This is a genomic window from Cellulomonas sp. P4_H12 (genome assembly GCF_056400905.1).
Genome location: NZ_JBFUKJ010000015.1, coordinates 29,336 through 45,816, shown reverse-complemented (window position 1 = coordinate 45,816; position 16,481 = coordinate 29,336). Strand labels below are relative to the sequence as shown.

Genomic DNA, 16,481 nt, shown 5'->3' with positions numbered 1-16,481 from the left:
ATCCCACACCCGGGCCCGCGCCGGCGCACGGGCCCTCGGTCCCCGGCACAGACGCGTGGAGCCCGGCCCCTCGGGGGGCCGGGCTCCACGGGAGCGCCGCGTCAGGCCGTGACGAGCGAGCGCAGCACGTACTGCAGGATGCCGCCGTTGCGGTAGTAGTCCGCCTCGCCGGGGGTGTCGATGCGCAGCACCGCGTCGAACGCGACGACCGTGCCGTCGGCCTTCGTCGCCGTCACGGCCAGCGTGCTCGGCGTCGTGCCCTCGTTGAGTGCCGTGACGCCCGTGATGTCGAACGTCTCGGTGCCGTCCAGGCCGAGCGAGTCGGCCGACTCGCCCTCCGGGAACTGCAGCGGCAGCACGCCCATCCCGATGAGGTTGGAGCGGTGGATCCGCTCGAAGCTCTCCGTGATGACSGCCTTGACGCCCAGCAGGCTGGTGCCCTTGGCGGCCCAGTCRCGSGASGAGCCGGAGCCGTACTCCTTGCCGCCGAGGACGACGAGCGGGATGCCGGCSGCCTGGTAGGCCTGCGCGGCGTCGTAGATCGACGACTGCTCGCCCGTGAGGAGGTTCATGGTGAACCCGCCCTCGACGCCGGGGACCAGCTGGTTGCGCAGGCGGATGTTGGCGAACGTGCCGCGGATCATGACCTCGTGGTTGCCGCGGCGCGAGCCGTAGGAGTTGAAGTCGCGACGACCGACGCCGTGCTCGGCCAGGTAGAGGCCGGCGGGGCTGTCCGCCTTGATCGAGCCGGCCGGGCTGATGTGGTCGGTGGTCACCGAGTCGCCCAGCTTCGCCAGCACGCGCGCGCCGTGGAAGTCGACGACGGGGGCGGGCTGCGCCGGCATCCCGTCGAAGTACGGGGGCTTGCGGACGTAGGTCGAGTCCTCGTCCCACTCGAACGTGTCACCCTCGGGCGTCGGCAGCGCGCGCCACCGGTCGTCGCCGGTGAACACGTCGGCGTAGTCCTTGGTGAACATCGCGCGGTCGATCGACGCGTCGATCGTGGACTGCACCTCGTCCGGCGTCGGCCAGATGTCCCGCAGGAAGATCGGCTGCCCGGCCTCGTCGCGGCCCAGCGGGTCCGACTCGAAGTCGAAGTCCATCGTCCCGGCCAGCGCGTACGCGATGACCAGCGGCGGGGACGCCAGGTAGTTCATCTTGATGTCGGGGTTGATGCGCCCCTCGAAGTTGCGGTTGCCGGAGAGCACCGCGGCCACGGCGAGGTCGTGCTCCTGCACGGTCTCCGAGACCTTCTCGTCCAGCGGACCCGAGTTGCCGATGCACGTGGCGCAGCCGTAGCCCACCAGGTGGAAGCCCAGCTTCTCGAGGTACGGCCAGAGGCCTGCCTTCTCGTAGTAGTTGGTCACCACCTGCGAGCCGGGCGCCATCGACGTCTTGACCCACGGCTTTGCCGTGAGGCCCTTCTCGACGGCCTTCTTGGCGACCAGCGCCGCGGCGATCATCACCGACGGGTTCGACGTGTTGGTGCAGCTCGTGATCGACGCGATCGCGACCGCGCCGTGGAACAGGTCGAACGACCGGCCCTGCGTGTCGGTCGTCGGGTACACGCGCATGGCCGACGACGTGATCGCGGGCGAGTCGGACGCGGGGAACGACTCGCGCTCGGCCTCGTCGACCCCGTTGGTGACCTCGGGCGCGTAGGTGGGCAGGTCGCGCTGGAACTGCTCCTTGGCCCGCGACAGCTCGATGCGGTCCTGCGGGCGCTTCGGGCCCGCGATCGACGGGACGACCGTCGACAGGTCGAGCTCGAGGTACTCGGAGAACACCGGCTGGACGTAGCTGTCCTGCGTCGGGTCCAGCCACATGCCCTGCTCCTTGGCGTACGCCTCGACGAGCGCGAGCTGCTCCTCGGAGCGCCCGGTCAGGCGCAGGTACTCGATCGTCACGGAGTCGATCGGGAAGATCGCGGCGGTCGAGCCGAACTCGGGGCTCATGTTGCCGATGGTGGCGCGGTTGGCCAGCGGCACGGCCGCGACGCCCTCGCCGTAGAACTCGACGAACTTGCCGACGACGCCGTGCTGGCGCAGCTTCTGCGTGATCGTGAGCACGATGTCGGTCGCGGTGACGCCCAGCGGGATGGTGCCGGTCAGCTTGAAGCCGACGACGCGCGGGATGAGCATCGACACGGGCTGGCCCAGCATGGCCGCCTCGGCCTCGATGCCGCCGACGCCCCAGCCCAGCACGCCCAGGCCGTTGACCATCGTGGTGTGCGAGTCGGTGCCGACGCAGGTGTCGGGGTAGGCCTTGCCGTCGCGGACCATGACCACGCGGGCCAGGTACTCGATGTTGACCTGGTGCACGATGCCGGTGCCCGGCGGGACGACCTTGAAGTCGTCGAACGCGGTCTGGCCCCAGCGCAGGAACTGGTAGCGCTCGCGGTTGCGCTCGTACTCCAGCTCGACGTTGCGCTCGAAGGCGTCGGCGCGGCCGGCGACGTCGATCTGCACCGAGTGGTCGATGACCAGCTCGGCGGGTGCGAGGGGGTTGATGCGGCTCGCGTCGCCACCCAGGTCGACGACGGCCTCGCGCATGGTGGCCAGGTCGACCACGCAGGGCACGCCGGTGAAGTCCTGCATGATCACGCGGGCCGGCGTGAACTGGATCTCCGTGTCGGGCTGGGCGTCCGGGTCCCACCCGGCCAGGGCCCGCACGTGGTCGGCGGTGATGTTGGCGCCGTCCTCGGTGCGCAGGAGGTTCTCCGCGAGCACCTTGAGGCTGAACGGGAGCTTCTCCACACCCGGCACGGCCGAGAGCCGGAAGATCTCGTACGAAGAGTCACCGACCTCCAGTGTTCCCTTCGAACCGAAGCTGTCGACGCTGCTCACGGGGGGCTCCTTCGCTGGCGAGTCTGCCGGTGGTGCTGCCGGGGATGGGGGTCACCCGGACCGCGGGGCGGTGCGACGTCCCGGCCTACGGCGGCCGGCGTCGCAAATTATCTCGACATCAAGATACATGCTCGCGGGCCCCCGCGCACGCGCGTCCACGTCGGCGTGGCGCGTGCGTGGGGGCCCGGCGTCGACGCGTGGGTCAGTGCTGGGCGGCCTCGGCGTCGACCGCGTCCTGCGCCTTGCGCTCCGCCTCGATCGCACGCTGGTGCGAGCGCGGGTCGTAGTCGGGCGTCCCCTGCTTGTGCAGCTCCTGGGTCACCAGCCGCTTGGCCTCGGCCAGCCGGCTGACCGCGTCCTTCTCGCTCACCGTGCCGCTCCCTCCTGCCGGGCCGCGCGGTCCGGCGATGCCGTCCACGCTAGCCCGGTGCCCCGCGGGCCGCACCCACTCAGCGCGTCAGGACGGCGACCGCCTCGAGGTGGTGGGTCATGGGGAAGAGGTCGTACGCCTGCAGGTCCGCCAGGGCGTACCCGGCGTCGGCGAACAGCTGGATGTCCCGCGCGAGCGCCGCCGGGTCGCAGGCCACGTAGACCACGCGCTCGGGGCGCAGCTCGGCGATGCCCGCCACGACCTTGCGCCCCGCTCCGGTGCGCGGGGGGTCGAGGACCACGGCGTCGGCGTGCACGACGTCGGAGTCCGCGTCCACCCGGCCCGACAGCACCTGGGCGACGTCGCCGGAGTGGAGCTCGACGTTGGCGCGCGAGTGCAGGTTGCGTCGGGCGTCCTTCACGGCACGCGCGTCCCCCTCCACGGAGACGACCTCGCCGGTCTCTCCCACGGCGTCGGACAGCGGCGCGGTGAACAGCCCGGCACCCGAGTAGAGGTCGAGCACGGCCGCCCCGTCGACGTCCCCGAGCCCGGCCAGCACGGCGGCGACGAGCAGGTCCGGGGCCTCGCGGTGGACCTGCCAGAACCCCGCGCCCGCCACGCGGAAGTCGTAGCCGACCTCGCCGTGCTGCACGTGCTCCTTCACGGCCGTGCGGGCGTTGGGGCGGCCGTCCATGCGGCCGCGGCCCACGTCGAACGGCGCACCGTCGACGAGCACGAGGGGCGTGTCACCGCTGGACGGTGCGATCGCCTCGACCCGCGCGCCCCCGGTCCAGCGCCGACCGAAGAGGTCGAGCGCCGCGATCGCCTCGTTGGCCAGCGGCATGGAGTCGAGCAGGTGGATGTCGTGCGACCGGTAGCCGTGCATGCCGGCGCGGCCTTCGGCGTCGGTCACCAGGTCGATCCGGGTGCGCCAGCCGAGGCCGCCGCGCTCGTCGTCGCCGGGCGCCGCCTGCACGGGCACGTCGAGGTCCAGCTTGGCCAGCCGGCGCAGCTGCTCGGCCAGCACCGCGGCCTTCCACGCCCGCTGGGCGGGCAGCGCGACGTGCGCGAGCTCTCCCCCACCGACGCCCCCGGGACCCGCGGCCGGCCAGGCGGACTCCACCCGGTCGGGGGACGCCTCGAGGATCTCGACGGCGTCCGCGCGCCAGAACTTGGCGGTCTCGCCGGCGTCCGTGAGCCGCGCCCGGACCCGCTCCCCCGGCAGCGTGTGCCGGACGAAGATCACGCGTCCCTCGTGCCGGGCCACGCAGTGCCCGCCGTGGGCCACCGGCCCGATCTCGAGCTCGACGAGGTCGAGCGAGCGGTCGTCGGACGTCTCAGTAGCCACGCGGAACGGTACCCCGGACCGGGTCCTCCAGCCCCGTCTGCCCCTCGGAGGACGCCAGCTGCCACGGCACCGAGGCGACCACGACGCCCGGCGTGAAGAGCAGCCGGCCCTTGAGCCGCAGCGCGCTCTGGTTGTGCAACAGCTGCTCCCACCAGTGCCCGACCACGTACTCGGGGATGTACACGACCACGAGGTCGCGCGGGCTGTCGCGCCGGATCGAGCGGACGTAGGTCAGCACGGGCCGCGTGATCTCGCGGAACGGGGAGTCGAGCACGCGCAGCGGCACCGGGATGTTCAGCGCCTCCCACTGCGCGCGCAGCGCGACGACGTCCTCGGGGTCCACCCCGACGGTGACCGCCTCGAGCACCTGCGGTCGCGAGGCGCGGGCGTACGCCAGGGCGCGCATGGTCGGCCGGTGCAGGTGCGAGACCAGCACGATCGCGTGCACCCGGCTGGGCAGCGCGCGGGCGGACTCCGCGTCGGCGCCGAGCGCKAGCTCCTCCCGGACCAGCGCGTAGTGCCGGTGGATCGACTGCATGAGCACGAACACGACCACCATGGCCAGGATCGCGATGTACGCGCCGTGCGTGAACTTGGTGATGAGGACGACGACGAGCACGGTCGCGGTCATCACCAGGCCGACCGAGTTGATGATCCGGGACCGCTTCATCTGCGACCGGGTGGCCGGGTCCGGCTCGGTGCGCAGGTGCCGCGTCCAGTGCCGGACCATGCCCAGCTGGCTCACGGTGAACGACACGAACACGCCGACGATGTACAGCTGGATCAGGCGGGTGACCTCGGCGTCGAACGCGATGATCAGCACGATCGCGACCAGCGCGAGGGTGACGATGCCGTTGGAGTACGCGAGCCGGTCGCCGCGGGTGTGCAGCTGCCGCGGCAGGTAGCCGTCGCGCGCGAGGATCGAACCGAGCACCGGGAAGCCGTTGAACGCCGTGTTGGCGGCGAGCACGAGGATCAGGCCCGTGACGATCGCCACGAAGACCGCCATCCAGGGCGCGCTCTGGAACACCGCCGAGGACAGCTGGCTGATCACGGGGTGCTGGACGTAGGACGTGCCCACGGGCTCGCCGTTCTCCAGCAGCTGGGTCTGCGGGTCGTCGGCGAACATCACGCCGGTCGCGCGGGCGAGCAGCAGGATCGACATGATCATCGTGATCGAGAGGCCGCCGAGCAGCGCGAGCGTGGTGGCGGCGTTCTTGGACTTCGGCTTCTTGAACGCGGGCACGCCGTTGCTGATGGCCTCGACACCGGTGAGCGCGGCACAGCCCGACGCGAACGCGCGCAGGATGAGGAAGAAGCCGGCGAGGCCGGTGAGGCCCTGGTCGAAGGCGGCGGACGGGGCCAGCTCGAACTTCGCGCTCTCGGCCATCGCCAGGTTGCCGGTGAACAGCTGGATCGCGCCGACCAGCGCGACCGCGCCGATCGCGAACATGAACAGGTAGACCGGGATGGCGAAGAGGCTCCCGGACTCCTTGACCCCGCGCAGGTTGGCGATGGTCAGCAGGACCACGAGCCCGACCGCGAACGCCGCCTCGTGCCCGCGCAGGGGCGGGAACGCCGTGGCGGCGTACTGGGCTCCCGACGAGATCGACACGGCGACCGTCAGCACGTAGTCGACCAGCAGGGCGCTCGCCACGGTCACGCCGGCGTTGGGGCCGAGGTTGGTGGTGGCCACCTCGTAGTCACCGCCGCCGGACGGGTACGCGTGCACGTTCTGCCGGTACGACGCGACGACGACCACCATCACGAAGACCACCGCGAGGCCGACCCACGGGGAGACGACGAGGGCGGCGGCGCCGGCCAGCGAGAGCGTCAGCAGGATCTCGTCGGGCGCATAGGCCACCGACGAGAGTGCGTCCGACGCGAACACCGGGAGCGCGATGCGCTTCGGCAGGAGCGTGTGGCCGAGCAGGTCGCTGCGGACGGGACGTCCGAGCAACAGGCGTTTGGCGGCATCCGAGAGGTCCGACACGATGCGCAATGCTAGGCCCGCCCGGGGCCCTCCACACCACAGGCCACGATGCGCGCGCCGGACGGGTGCAGCACGGTATAGCGTGCCGCACTGTGCACTTCGTGATCATGGGCTGCGGCCGGGTGGGGGCGACGCTCGCCAAGAGCCTCGAGGACAACGGCCACTCCGTGTCTGTCATCGACCAGAACCCCGAGGCGTTCCGTCGCCTGGTGGACTTCGGTGGCAACAAGGTCACGGGTCTCGGCTTCGACCGCGACACGCTCACGCAGGCCGGCATCGAGGACGCCTTCGCCTTCGCCGCGGTGTCCGACGGCGACAACTCCAACATCCTGGCGGCGCGCGTCGTGCGCGAGACGTTCGGCATCGAGAACGTGGTCGCTCGCATCTACGACCCGCACCGGGCCGAGATCTACCAGCGGCTCGGCATCCCGACCGTCGCCACGGTCCGCTGGACCGCCAACCAGGTGCTGCGCCGCCTGCTGCCCATGGGCGCGACGGATGAGTACCGCGACGCGTCCGGCCAGATCCAGCTCTCCCAGATCGACATCCACGAGGGCTGGGTGGGCAAGCCGCTCCGCGTCCTCGAGGAGGCCAGCGGCGCCCGCGTCGCCTACGTCACCCGCTACGGCGACGGCATCCTGCCGACGTCCACCACCGTCCTGCAGGAGAACGACACCGTGCACGTGCTCATGCGGGCGGACACGTCCGCCCTGGTCGAACGGGTCCTCACCACGCCGCCGGCGGTGGAGGCATGAGGGTCGTCATCGCGGGCGCCGGTTCCGTCGGACGCTCCATCGCGCGCGAGCTGCTGGGCCACGCGCACGAGGTCACGCTCATCGACCGGCAGCCCTCCGCGATGCGCGTCTCGCAGGTGGCCGACGCCGAGTGGCTGCTCGCCGACGCCTGCGAGCTGCCCACCCTGCGCCAGGTCAAGGCCGACGAGGCCGACGTGGTCGTGGCGGCGACCGGCGACGACAAGGCGAACCTCGTCATCTCGCTGCTGGCCAAGACCGAGTTCGGCGTCCCCCGCACGGTCGCGCGCGTGAACAACCCGAAGAACGAGTGGATGTTCGACGAGGCCTGGGGCGTGGACGTCGCCGTCTCGACGCCGCGGATCATGACGGCGATGGTCGAGGAGGCCGTCACGGTCGGCGACCTCGTGCGGATCTTCACGTTCCACCAGTCCCGCGCGGACATCCTCGAGCTCACCCTGCCCGAGGACTCGCCGCTCGCCGGCGTGCGCGTCGGTCAGATCGAGTGGCCCGCCGACACGGTGCTCGCCTGCATCGTGCGGGACGCGCGCCCGATCGCCCCCAGTGCGGACGACACGCTCGAGGGCCGCGACGAGCTGCTGTTCGTCACGGCTCGGGAAGCGGACGAGGCCGAGCTGGAAGCGCTGCTGACCCGCGGACCAGCGACCAGCTGAGCCACAGCGTCAGCGCGGTGAGCGGCAGCCCCATCGCCAGCTTCGCCGTGCCTAGCCACGCGACCTGGTCGGCCAGGTAGAGCGGCACCTGCACGACGAGCCGCAGCGCGAACATGGCCACCCAGGGCCACGTCGCCAGCGCGTAGCGACGACGCAGCGCGGGGTCGGCACGCCACGCGACGGCGGCGCCCCACGAGCCGTTGCTCGACAGCGGACCCTCGGGACGGAACAGGCCCATCACGAGCCCGACGAGCGGCCAGCCCACGAGGATCGACACGAGCGTCCCGACGAGGTAGACGACGTTGACCCACAGTCCGTACGCGAAGTAGTTCGAGGCGTCCCCGGACCGCCAGGCCCAGATCACGCCGATCCCGACCCCGAGCAGCCCGGAGAACGCCTGGGTCACGGGCGTGCGCTGCACGAGCCGGACGATCACGGCGACGACGGCCGCCGCCGAGGCGGCGATCAGCGCGGGCGCGAGCCGCTGACCGGACGCGATGAACACGACGACGAACAGCAGGCCGGGCGCGACGGACTCGACGACCCCGCGCACCCCGCCGACCGCATCGGCCGCGGAGAACTGCTCGGCCGTGAGCGCGCGCATCCCGCGCAGGCCACCCTCCTCGGGCGGCACCACGTCGTCGAGGGCGTCGAGCGGTCGCTCCGGGTCACTCACCGGGACGCGGCCGCAGCTCGTAGCGCGGGTTGAACACGGTGCGCCGGCCGTCGATCAGGCACACGAGGCCCTCGATCTTCAGGCGCCGGCCCGGGGTGACGCCGGCGATCTCGCGCCGGCCCAACCAGACCAGGTCCAGCGAGCCGCTGCCGTCGTAGAGCTCGGCCTCGAGCGCGGGCACGCCGTCCCGCGGGCGCAGCGTGACCGACCGGATGACGCCCGAGACGCTCGCACGCGAGCGGTCCGACAGCTGGTCGACGGGCGTGCACCCGACGGACCGGTGCGCGTCGGCGCGCTCCTCGTCGGCCTCGATCTCGGCCTGGGACGCGACGGCCTTCTTCAGCCGTTCCTTCAGGCTCATCGGGTCTCCGTGATCTCAGGGCCCCGGGTCAGGGGGTCGAAGTCCGGGGCGGCGGGCTGCTCCTGGTCGGCCTCGGCGGCCTCCAGGTTCGGGGTGCCCGGGCCGGGCAGCCGCAGCGTGAGCAGGTCGCGGGGCGGGCGCGCGTCGGTGCCGCGCACCACGACGATGCCGGCGAAGACCTGCTCGAGGGCGGTCGCGGCCGCCGGGTCCACGGCGGCCCGTCCGGTCACCACGCCGCGGACGAACCAGCGCGGGCCGTCGGCACCGATGAACCGGGCGGGGCGGTGGCCGGTGCGGCCCTCGGGCGTCCGGACCGGCAGGCGGGCCAGCAGCTCGCGGCCGAACGGGCCGGGCAGGTCGTCGGCGGACCCGCCCTGCTGCGTCACGGACTCCGCGATCTCCGAGCGGATCTCGTCCCAGATCCCCTCGGTGCGCGGGGCGGCGAAGGCCTGCACCTGCAGCGAGGAGCCGTCGAGCAGGATCGACGCCGCCGACACCACGTCGGTCGCCTTGTCGATCTCCATCCGGAGCTCCATACCCTGCACGCCCGGGAGCAGGATCGCGCCCAGGTCTACGCGGGGCACGTCGTCGTCCACCTGCGAGGCGTCCCACGGGCCGCCGGTGCGCTCGATCACCTCGGGCGCGTCGGTGCTCGTCTCGTCGGCAGCCTCGGTCGCCGCGTCGGTGCCGGCTTCCGTCTCCACCGCGTCATCGGTGGCGGGATCCTTCCCACCACGCCGGAACAGCGCCACGTGCTCACTCCTCTTCGACGCGCTCGCGCGCATCAGTTGCCTACAAGTCGACAGTAGTCCCGACCTACGCGGTCGGTGCAGCCTTCCAGCCGCCGCTGGAGCCGAAGCCGCCGGCACCGCGGTGGGAGCCGGGCAGGTGCTCGACCTCCACGAAGCGGACGCGCTCGACGCGCTGCACCACGAGCTGCGCGATCCGGTCGCCGCGGTGGAGCTCGAGCGCGTGCTCCACGTCGGTGTTCAGCAAGGTCACGGCGATCTCGCCGCGGTAGCCGGCGTCGACCGTGCCCGGCGCGTTGACGATGGTGAGCCCGTGGCGCATGGCCAGGCCGGACCGGGGGTGCACGAACGCGGCGAACCCGTCGGGCAGGGCGATGGCCACGCCCGTGGGGACCGTCACACGTCCCTGCGGCGGGATGACGACGTCGATCCTGGAGACCAGGTCGGCGCCGGCGTCGCCCGGGTGCGCGTATGCGGGTGCAGGAAGGTCGGGGTCGAGGCGCAGCAGGAGCACCTCGGTGCTGGGATCGGCCGTCACGGGGCCAGACCCTACCCGCCGGATGGGATGCTGGGTGCATGCCCGACGCCCCGCACCGCTCCCGGCTGCCCACCGCCGCTCCGTACGCCGAGCGCCTCTGGCTCGGCCCGCTCGGCTGGGTGCTCCTGGTGGTCTTCGCGGTCATGATGTCGATCGCGTTCCTGCCGGTCGACGTCCGCCTCGCCCTGGTGGTCGGCGTCGCGGTGGTCGGGGCCGGCGCGGCGCTCCTGGCCGTGGCCGCGCCCCGGGTAGAGGTCCGCGACGGGACGTTCCGCGCGGGCGACGCGCACATCCCGGTCGCGCTGCTCGGCCCGGCCGTGGCGCTCGACGCCGCGGCGACCAAGACCGAGCTCGGGCCGCGCCTCGACGCGCGGGCGCACCTCGTGCTGCGCGGCTGGATCCACACCGCGGTCCGGGTCGAGCTGCGCGACCCCGCGGACCCGACGCCGTACTGGGTGGTCTCGACCCGTCACCCGGCAGAGCTCGCCGCCGCCCTCGCAGCCTGAACGCCGGAGGGCCGGTCACCCCTCGTGCGGGGTGACCGGCCCTCCGGTCGGTCGTGGTGCGCAGGATGCGCTCAGGCGGCGCACTCCGAGCAGACGGGACGGCCGTCGCGCTCGTAGGCGAGCTGGCTGCGGTGGTGCACCAGGAAGCAGCTCGAGCAGGTGAACTCGTCCGCCTGCCGAGGCAGCACGCGCACGGAGAGCTCCTCGCCGGAGAGGTCCGCGCCCGGGAGCTCGAACCCTTCGGCCGCCTCGGTCTCGTCCTCGTCCACCACGCCCGAGTTCTTGTCGGAGCGCCGAGCCTGGAGCTCCTGGAGCGAGTCCTCGCTCAGGTCCTCCTCGGTCTTGCGCGGGGCGTCGTAGTCGGTAGCCATGTGTGGCGTCACACTCCGTGGTCTGGATGGAATCTCGTACGCGGGATCAATGCACGCGACGCGCTTTTTGTTCCCGCGCGCGGTGGGATTCTGCACCACTTTCGATCCCCGAGCGAACCGGACGCACGACCATTTTCGTCACACTGCCCGTGGGAGCGTTTTCAACCGTCGGAATCGGCCCCGAGCGCCTCGAGGAGGCCGATCAGCTCGGTCACCCGTTCGGCCGAACCGGCCACGGTCATGGCCTCCTGCGCCGGCTGCCCCCGCAGGCCCGTGACCTGCGCACCTGCCTCCTGGGCCACGAGCGCACCCGCGGCGAGGTCCCAGGGCTGCAGGCCGCGCTCGTAGTAGAGGTCCAGACCGCCCGCGGCGAGCGTGCAGAGGTCCAGCGCGGCCGATCCGACGCGACGAATATCACGTACCTGCGGCAACAGTTCCGCGACGATCCGAGCCTGCGACGTGCGCCGGGACGCGGTGTATCCGAAGCCGGTGCCCACCAAGGAGTCGATCAACGGACGCGCAACGTTCACGCGCAGGACACGCCCGTCGAGCCAGGCGCCCAGGCCACGGCCCGCCGTGTACGTCCGGCCGTCCTCCGGAGCGAAGACGCAGCCGGCCAGCGCGGTCCAGGTGGCGGGGTCGGGAGGGCCGGAGCCGTCGGGCGTGGACACCGCGGCCACGGACACCGCGTACGCCGGGAGCCCGTAGAGGTAGTTGACCGTGCCGTCGATCGGGTCCACCACCCAGGTGACGCCGGACGTGCCCGGCTCGTAGCCCTCCTCCTCGCCGAGGATCCCGTCGTCCGGTCGCAGCTCCGCCAGCCGCCGCCGCAGCAGCGCCTCGGAGGCGAGGTCCATCGCGGTCACCACGTCCTGCGCACTGGTCTTCGTCGCCGCCACGGACACGTGCCGCCGCCGACCGTCGAGGATCAGCGCGCCGGCCTCGCGGGCCAGGACCTCGGCCACGTGCACGAGCGGACGGACGTCGTCGGTGTTCACGCCCCCATCCTGTCAGCGGACGGTGCCGCGCCACGGGCCGGGGGCCTTGAGCTGGAACCGCAGGGCGCCCACGCGCAGCCCGAACACCGCGAGCACCACGGCGACGCTGGCGGCCGGGGTCACCACGCCGAGCCACCACAGGAAGGCGGTCACAGTCGAGCCCAGCACGGCCGGGATGGCGTACAGCTGCCGGTGGTGGAGCACCACCGGCACCTCGCCCGACAGCAGGTCGCGCAGCATGCCGCCGCCCACGCCGGTCATGACGCCCACGAGGACGGCCGCGATCAGGGTGGTCCCGTACTCCAGCCCCTTGATCGTGCCGACGACGCTGAACAGCGCCAGCGCCCCGGCGTCCAGCACGACGATGAACCGGCGCGCGCGCTCGAGCCGCGGGTGGAAGAAGTAGATGACGGTCGCGCCCGCCACGGCGGTGACGATGAACCGCCAGTTCGAGATGCCGACGGGCGGGACCGCGCCGATGAGCACGTCGCGCAGCATGCCGCCGCCCAGACCGGCCGCCCAGCCGAGCACCATGATGCCGAACACGTCGAACTGCTTGCGCACGGCGGCGAGCGCCCCGGACATCGCGCCGACGAACACGCCCATCAGCTCGAGCACGGGCTCGAGGGGGATGTCCGTGTTCACGGGGGCGATCATCGCAGYGGAGCGCACGCCCGCCGTGGACCCCGGTCGGTGTGCCGTTGCGCGGCGCACCGACCCGGGTGCACGCCCTGGCGGCCGATCGGTGGCAGGCTCGACCCGAGGTACCGGGAGGTCGCATGGGTGAGCTGGAGCTGGTGGGTCTGCACGAGGACGGGGAGCACCTCGTCCTGGTGGCCCCCGACGGGGCGCGGTTCCGCCTGCGCATCGACGAACCGTTGCGCGCGGCCGTGCGCCGCGACCGTCCGCAGCTGGAGCAGCTGCGCGCGGAGAGCGCCGGGACGTTGAGCCCCCGGGAGATCCAGGCGCGCATCCGCGCGGGCGCGACGACGCAGGAGGTCGCGGACGACGCGGGGCTCCCCGTCGAGCGCGTGCGCCGGTACGAGGGTCCGGTGCTCGCCGAGCGCGAGCACATCGCCGAGCAGGCCCGCGGCACCCGCGTCGGCCGCGACGTCGGCGCGCCCACCCTGGGCGACCTGGTCACGGACCGGCTCGCGGCGCGCGGCGTCGACCTGGCGTCGCTCGCGTGGGACGCCGCCCGCGACGCCTCCGGCCCCTGGGTCGTGCTGGCACGGTTCGCCGTCGGCGACACGCAGCACGAGGCCCGCTGGACGTTCGACCCGGCCAAGCGCACCGTGGTCGCCGACGAGGACGAGGCGCGCTGGCTGTCGGAGACCGAGATCGCGGACGAGCCGGTGTCCCGGCGGCACCTCGCGGCCGTCCGCGACGTCGTCTTCGACTTCCAGGGCGACGGGCCCACGCTGCGGCACGACGACGACGCCCCCGCCGAGGTGGTCGAGCCGACGCCCGACCCGCAGGAGCAGACCGCCTCCCTGCTCGACGACCTCCGCAGCCGACGCGGCGTGCGCCAGGCGGTCGAGGTGGGTGACGAGGACGACGACACCGAGGAGTTCGAGGGCTTCGGTCCCCAGCACGCGTTCGACTTCGGCCGGCTGGACACCCCGGTCCCGGGCGCGCACCCTGCCCACGCCCAGGACGAGGCCGTCGTCTATCCCCCGCCGACCGCCKTCCCGGAGCCCGTCACCACGCCGGCCGCCGCCGCGTCCGGCGCGGCCGAGCTCGACGACGCCGAGCGCCCGCGGGCGCGACGCGGCCGGGCGAAGGTGCCCAGCTGGGACGAGATCGTCTTCGGCGCCAAGCCGGAGTGACCCGCTAGAGGGCCAGCTCGTCCGCGGACGCCAGCGTCTGCGGGGTGAACGAGGATGCGCGGGCGGCCGCGGCCGTCATCCGACGCATGTGGTGCCGACGGCACAGCACCTCGTACGCCACCTCGTCGGCGCCGGGCTGGACGTCGCCCACGACGACCTGCGCGCCCTCGACCACCATCACGCCGCCGACCGTGCGGGCGTTGTGCGTGGCACGTGAGCCGCACCAGCACAGCGCGCGGACCTGCAGCACCTCGACGCGGTCGGCCAGCTCGACCAGCCGGGCGGCGCCGGGGAACAGCCGCGCGCGGAAGTCCGTCGAGATGCCGAAGACGAAGACGTCGACGCCCAGCTCGTCGACCACCCGGGCCAGCTGCTCCACCTGCTCCGCGGTGTAGAACTGCGCCTCGTCACCGATCAGGTAGTCCACCGGCCGGCCGTGCGTGCGGCGGGAGATGACGTCCGCCCAGAAGTCCGTCGTGTCGTCGACCTCGTGCGCGCGCTGCGTGAGCCCGAGCCGGGAGGAGATGGTGGCGGCCCCGGCGCGGTCGTGGCGGGTGAACAGCACCCCGTCCCGCCCGCGCGCCGCGTGGTTGTGGTGCATCTGCAGGGCCAGCGTCGACTTGCCGCTGTCCATGGTGCCCGAGAAGAAGACGAGCTCGGCCATCAGGCGACCACCAGGCACGGGACGAGCATCTCGTGGCGGGTGAGCGACCCGTGCACGCCGACGAGGTCCAGGGACGCCGGGCTCTGCGTCCGCGAGTCGACGACCGTCGCGCGGCCGGTCATCGCCACCACGACGTCGCCGATGACGGGCCGGACGTGCGCCGAGATCTCGCCGAACCACGACGCCGCCGTGGCCTCGGCGCGGGTGACGACCACCGCGGCGGCGCCCAGCGCCTCGCGCCAACGGTCGGCGACCGCCGTCGGCTCGGTGCCGGGCTCGAGGTGCAGGTGCAGCGCCCGGGGCTCCCCCGCGACGAGGTCGACGCCGGCGGCGAGCACCGGATCGGTCCCCACGTCCCAGCGTGCCGCGCGGTCCACGTCGACCATCCCGTGGTCGGCGGTGACCACCAGCACGGTGTCGCGCGGCAGCATCCGCGCGAGCCGACCGAGCTCGGCGTCGAGCTCGGCGAGGGCGTCGCCCCACTGCCAGGAACCCCAGCCGTGGTGGTGGCCGGCCTTGTCCACGTCGCCCCAGTACAGGTACGCGACGCCCGGCCGGCGCAGCGCGTCGACCGTGGCGTCCACCCGCGCCGCGAGCGACTCGGCCGCCCGGTAGGTCGGGCCGCGCAGGGCCGCCTCGGTCAGCCCCGAGCCGGAGAACCGGGCGGGGCCGATGCTGGTGACGGTCGTCCCGGCGCCGACCAGCCGCTCGAAGACGGTGGTCTCCCGCTGCCACTCGCGGGCGGGCGGCAGCCCGGTCCAGCTGACGAGGTTGCCCAGCTGGCCCGTCTCCGGGTCGCGGACGGTGTAGCCGAGCATCCCGGTGCGTCCCGGCGGCAGCGCGACCCCGAAGGTGCCCATCGCGGTCGCCGTCGTCGAGGGGAACGTGCTGGTCAGCGGCGTGGTCTCGCCGAGCCGCCGCCGCAGGAAGGGCGCGTGCCCCGCACGCTCCGCGAGGTTGGTGTGGCCGAGCCCGTCGACGAGCACGACGCAGACCCGGGACGCCGAGGGCAGCCCGAGCAGCTCCTGCGAGGCGGCCGACCCGTCGACGCCGTCGACGCCGAGGGCACCGGCCACGGCGGGGAGCACGTGGCCGAGGCACGGGTAGTCCGAGCCCGGCGCCACCAGGTCCGCCGCCTCCAGGACAGCACGCGCACCCGCGGACGCGGTGGACAGCGCGGTCGGCGCCTCGAGGTCCGTCATCGGGCGCGCGCGCTCGCCGCCGACAGCTGCCGCGCGAACGCGGTGGCGGCGCGGACCGAGTCGACCCCTTCGGCCGCGGAGCTCACGCGCACGACGACGTCGTCGGGCGCCAGCGTCCCGGTGAGCCCGTGGTCGGCGTCGCAGCTGGGGTCGCCGCAGGTGGCCGGCTCGAGGTCGACCCGGGACACCGCGCCCCAGCCGATGACGAGCGTGAGCTCCTGCGCCGGCTGCCCGGGCACGTGCTTCTCGGGCAGCGGCACCACGTGGGTGAGGGCGACCGAGGTCAGCTCCGCCAGCGGCACCGCCTCGGTGGTCGCCGACGCGGACGCCGACGGGTGCTCGGAGTCGGCCGGGTGGTCGTCGACGTGCGCGACGACCAGCCGCGTGGGCGTCAGCACCAGGACGGTGACGTGGCGGCGGACCTCGGCGGCGTCGAACGTCGTCTCGGGGTGGACCAGGTGGGCCACGACCTCCTCGTCGGCGAGGGCCACGTCGAGCACGTCGACGACGAGCTCCGGGTAGTAGCCGGCACGGTGGAGATCGTGGTGCAGGGCGGGAGCAGCAGCGGGCACCCGCCCATCCTCCCACCCCGACGGCGGTCTCC

General features: G+C 73.1%; 18 protein-coding genes. 4 read left to right on the top strand and 14 right to left on the bottom strand.

Translation table 11 applies throughout. The features are described from left to right. Window positions 1–101: 101 nt before the first annotated feature. The 4 genes from acnA to AC1DQC_RS10215 all read right to left on the bottom strand — a co-directional run bounded on the left by acnA (window position 102) and on the right by AC1DQC_RS10215 (window position 6,557). On the bottom strand, window positions 102–2,846 hold the full coding sequence (acnA, locus tag AC1DQC_RS10230; RefSeq protein ID WP_477051127.1) for an aconitate hydratase AcnA: 2,745 nt from the start codon (window positions 2,844–2,846) through the stop codon (window positions 102–104). A gap of 202 nt (window positions 2,847–3,048) precedes the next feature. After that, complete coding sequence (locus tag AC1DQC_RS10225; protein WP_477051126.1) at window positions 3,049–3,216, bottom strand: translation initiation factor 2; 168 nt, start codon at window positions 3,214–3,216, stop codon at window positions 3,049–3,051. Window positions 3,217–3,295: 79 nt separating this feature from the next. Next, a complete protein-coding gene (locus AC1DQC_RS10220) occupies window positions 3,296–4,564 on the bottom strand; it encodes a class I SAM-dependent RNA methyltransferase (RefSeq protein WP_477051125.1) in 1,269 nt (422 codons plus the stop codon). Beyond that, window positions 4,554–6,557: an APC family permease gene (locus tag AC1DQC_RS10215; RefSeq protein WP_477051124.1), complete on the bottom strand. Its 2,004-nt coding sequence runs from the start codon at window positions 6,555–6,557 to the stop codon at window positions 4,554–4,556. The genes AC1DQC_RS10220 and AC1DQC_RS10215 overlap by 11 nt, the downstream gene beginning before the upstream one ends. Window positions 6,558–6,664: 107 nt before the next feature. On the opposite strand from AC1DQC_RS10215, the gene AC1DQC_RS10210 reads away from it, so the two are divergent. Both AC1DQC_RS10210 and AC1DQC_RS10205 read left to right on the top strand, forming a co-directional pair. Continuing rightward, entirely contained in the window at window positions 6,665–7,312 is a 648-nt protein-coding gene (locus tag AC1DQC_RS10210; RefSeq protein WP_477051174.1) for a potassium channel family protein, read from the top strand. Beyond that, complete coding sequence (locus tag AC1DQC_RS10205; protein WP_477051123.1) at window positions 7,309–7,983, top strand: potassium channel family protein; 675 nt, start codon at window positions 7,309–7,311, stop codon at window positions 7,981–7,983. The genes AC1DQC_RS10210 and AC1DQC_RS10205 overlap by 4 nt, the downstream gene beginning before the upstream one ends. Here AC1DQC_RS10205 and AC1DQC_RS10200 read toward each other — a convergent pair. The 4 genes from AC1DQC_RS10200 to dut all read right to left on the bottom strand — a co-directional run bounded on the left by AC1DQC_RS10200 (window position 7,916) and on the right by dut (window position 10,307). Then, window positions 7,916–8,659: a DUF3159 domain-containing protein gene (locus tag AC1DQC_RS10200; protein WP_477051122.1), complete on the bottom strand. Its 744-nt coding sequence runs from the start codon at window positions 8,657–8,659 to the stop codon at window positions 7,916–7,918. The genes AC1DQC_RS10205 and AC1DQC_RS10200 overlap by 68 nt on opposite strands. Continuing rightward, complete coding sequence (locus AC1DQC_RS10195; protein WP_477051121.1) at window positions 8,652–9,020, bottom strand: OB-fold nucleic acid binding domain-containing protein; 369 nt, start codon at window positions 9,018–9,020, stop codon at window positions 8,652–8,654. Before AC1DQC_RS10195 ends, AC1DQC_RS10200 begins: the two co-directional genes overlap by 8 nt. Further along, the gene (locus tag AC1DQC_RS10190) at window positions 9,017–9,772 is read right to left on the bottom strand and encodes a DUF3710 domain-containing protein (RefSeq protein ID WP_477051120.1); all 756 of its coding nucleotides are present in this window, start codon (window positions 9,770–9,772) and stop codon (window positions 9,017–9,019) included. The genes AC1DQC_RS10195 and AC1DQC_RS10190 overlap by 4 nt, the downstream gene beginning before the upstream one ends. Before the next feature lie 64 nt (window positions 9,773–9,836). Next, window positions 9,837–10,307 (bottom strand): dUTP diphosphatase, encoded by a 471-nt coding sequence (gene dut, locus AC1DQC_RS10185; RefSeq protein WP_477051119.1) that lies wholly within the window; start codon window positions 10,305–10,307, stop codon window positions 9,837–9,839. Between the two features lie 38 nt (window positions 10,308–10,345). On the opposite strand from dut, the gene AC1DQC_RS10180 reads away from it, so the two are divergent. Next, a complete protein-coding gene (locus AC1DQC_RS10180; RefSeq protein WP_477051118.1) occupies window positions 10,346–10,813 on the top strand; it encodes a DUF3093 domain-containing protein in 468 nt (155 codons plus the stop codon). A 71-nt stretch (window positions 10,814–10,884) separates the two neighbouring features. On the opposite strand, the gene AC1DQC_RS10175 is transcribed toward AC1DQC_RS10180, so the two are convergent. The 3 genes from AC1DQC_RS10175 to AC1DQC_RS10165 form a co-directional block, all read right to left on the bottom strand. Further along, window positions 10,885–11,184, bottom strand: a complete 300-nt coding sequence (locus AC1DQC_RS10175; RefSeq protein WP_056090713.1) for a DUF4193 domain-containing protein — start codon at window positions 11,182–11,184, stop codon at window positions 10,885–10,887. A 161-nt stretch (window positions 11,185–11,345) separates the two neighbouring features. Further along, window positions 11,346–12,182 carry an inositol monophosphatase family protein gene (locus AC1DQC_RS10170; protein WP_477051117.1) on the bottom strand — a complete coding sequence of 279 codons (837 nt, stop codon included), beginning with the start codon at window positions 12,180–12,182 and terminating at the stop codon, window positions 11,346–11,348. Between the two features lie 12 nt (window positions 12,183–12,194). Beyond that, window positions 12,195–12,827: a trimeric intracellular cation channel family protein gene (locus AC1DQC_RS10165; protein WP_477051116.1), complete on the bottom strand. Its 633-nt coding sequence runs from the start codon at window positions 12,825–12,827 to the stop codon at window positions 12,195–12,197. A gap of 134 nt (window positions 12,828–12,961) precedes the next feature. On the opposite strand from AC1DQC_RS10165, the gene sepH reads away from it, so the two are divergent. Continuing rightward, window positions 12,962–14,011, top strand: a complete 1,050-nt coding sequence (gene sepH / locus AC1DQC_RS10160) for a septation protein SepH (RefSeq protein ID WP_477051115.1) — start codon at window positions 12,962–12,964, stop codon at window positions 14,009–14,011. Window positions 14,012–14,015: 4 nt separating this feature from the next. Here sepH and AC1DQC_RS10155 read toward each other — a convergent pair whose 3' ends face one another. From AC1DQC_RS10155 to AC1DQC_RS10145, 3 genes are read right to left on the bottom strand one after another with little or no spacing between them, the layout of a single operon-like run. Continuing rightward, the gene (locus tag AC1DQC_RS10155; RefSeq protein WP_477051114.1) at window positions 14,016–14,675 is read right to left on the bottom strand and encodes a thymidine kinase; all 660 of its coding nucleotides are present in this window, start codon (window positions 14,673–14,675) and stop codon (window positions 14,016–14,018) included. After that, the gene (locus AC1DQC_RS10150) at window positions 14,675–15,877 is read right to left on the bottom strand and encodes an alkaline phosphatase family protein (protein ID WP_477051113.1); all 1,203 of its coding nucleotides are present in this window, start codon (window positions 15,875–15,877) and stop codon (window positions 14,675–14,677) included. Before AC1DQC_RS10150 ends, AC1DQC_RS10155 begins: the two co-directional genes overlap by 1 nt. After that, window positions 15,874–16,449, bottom strand: coding sequence for a DUF5998 family protein (locus tag AC1DQC_RS10145; RefSeq protein ID WP_477051112.1), 576 nt, complete (start codon window positions 16,447–16,449; stop codon window positions 15,874–15,876). Before AC1DQC_RS10145 ends, AC1DQC_RS10150 begins: the two co-directional genes overlap by 4 nt. Window positions 16,450–16,481: the final 32 nt, after the last annotated feature.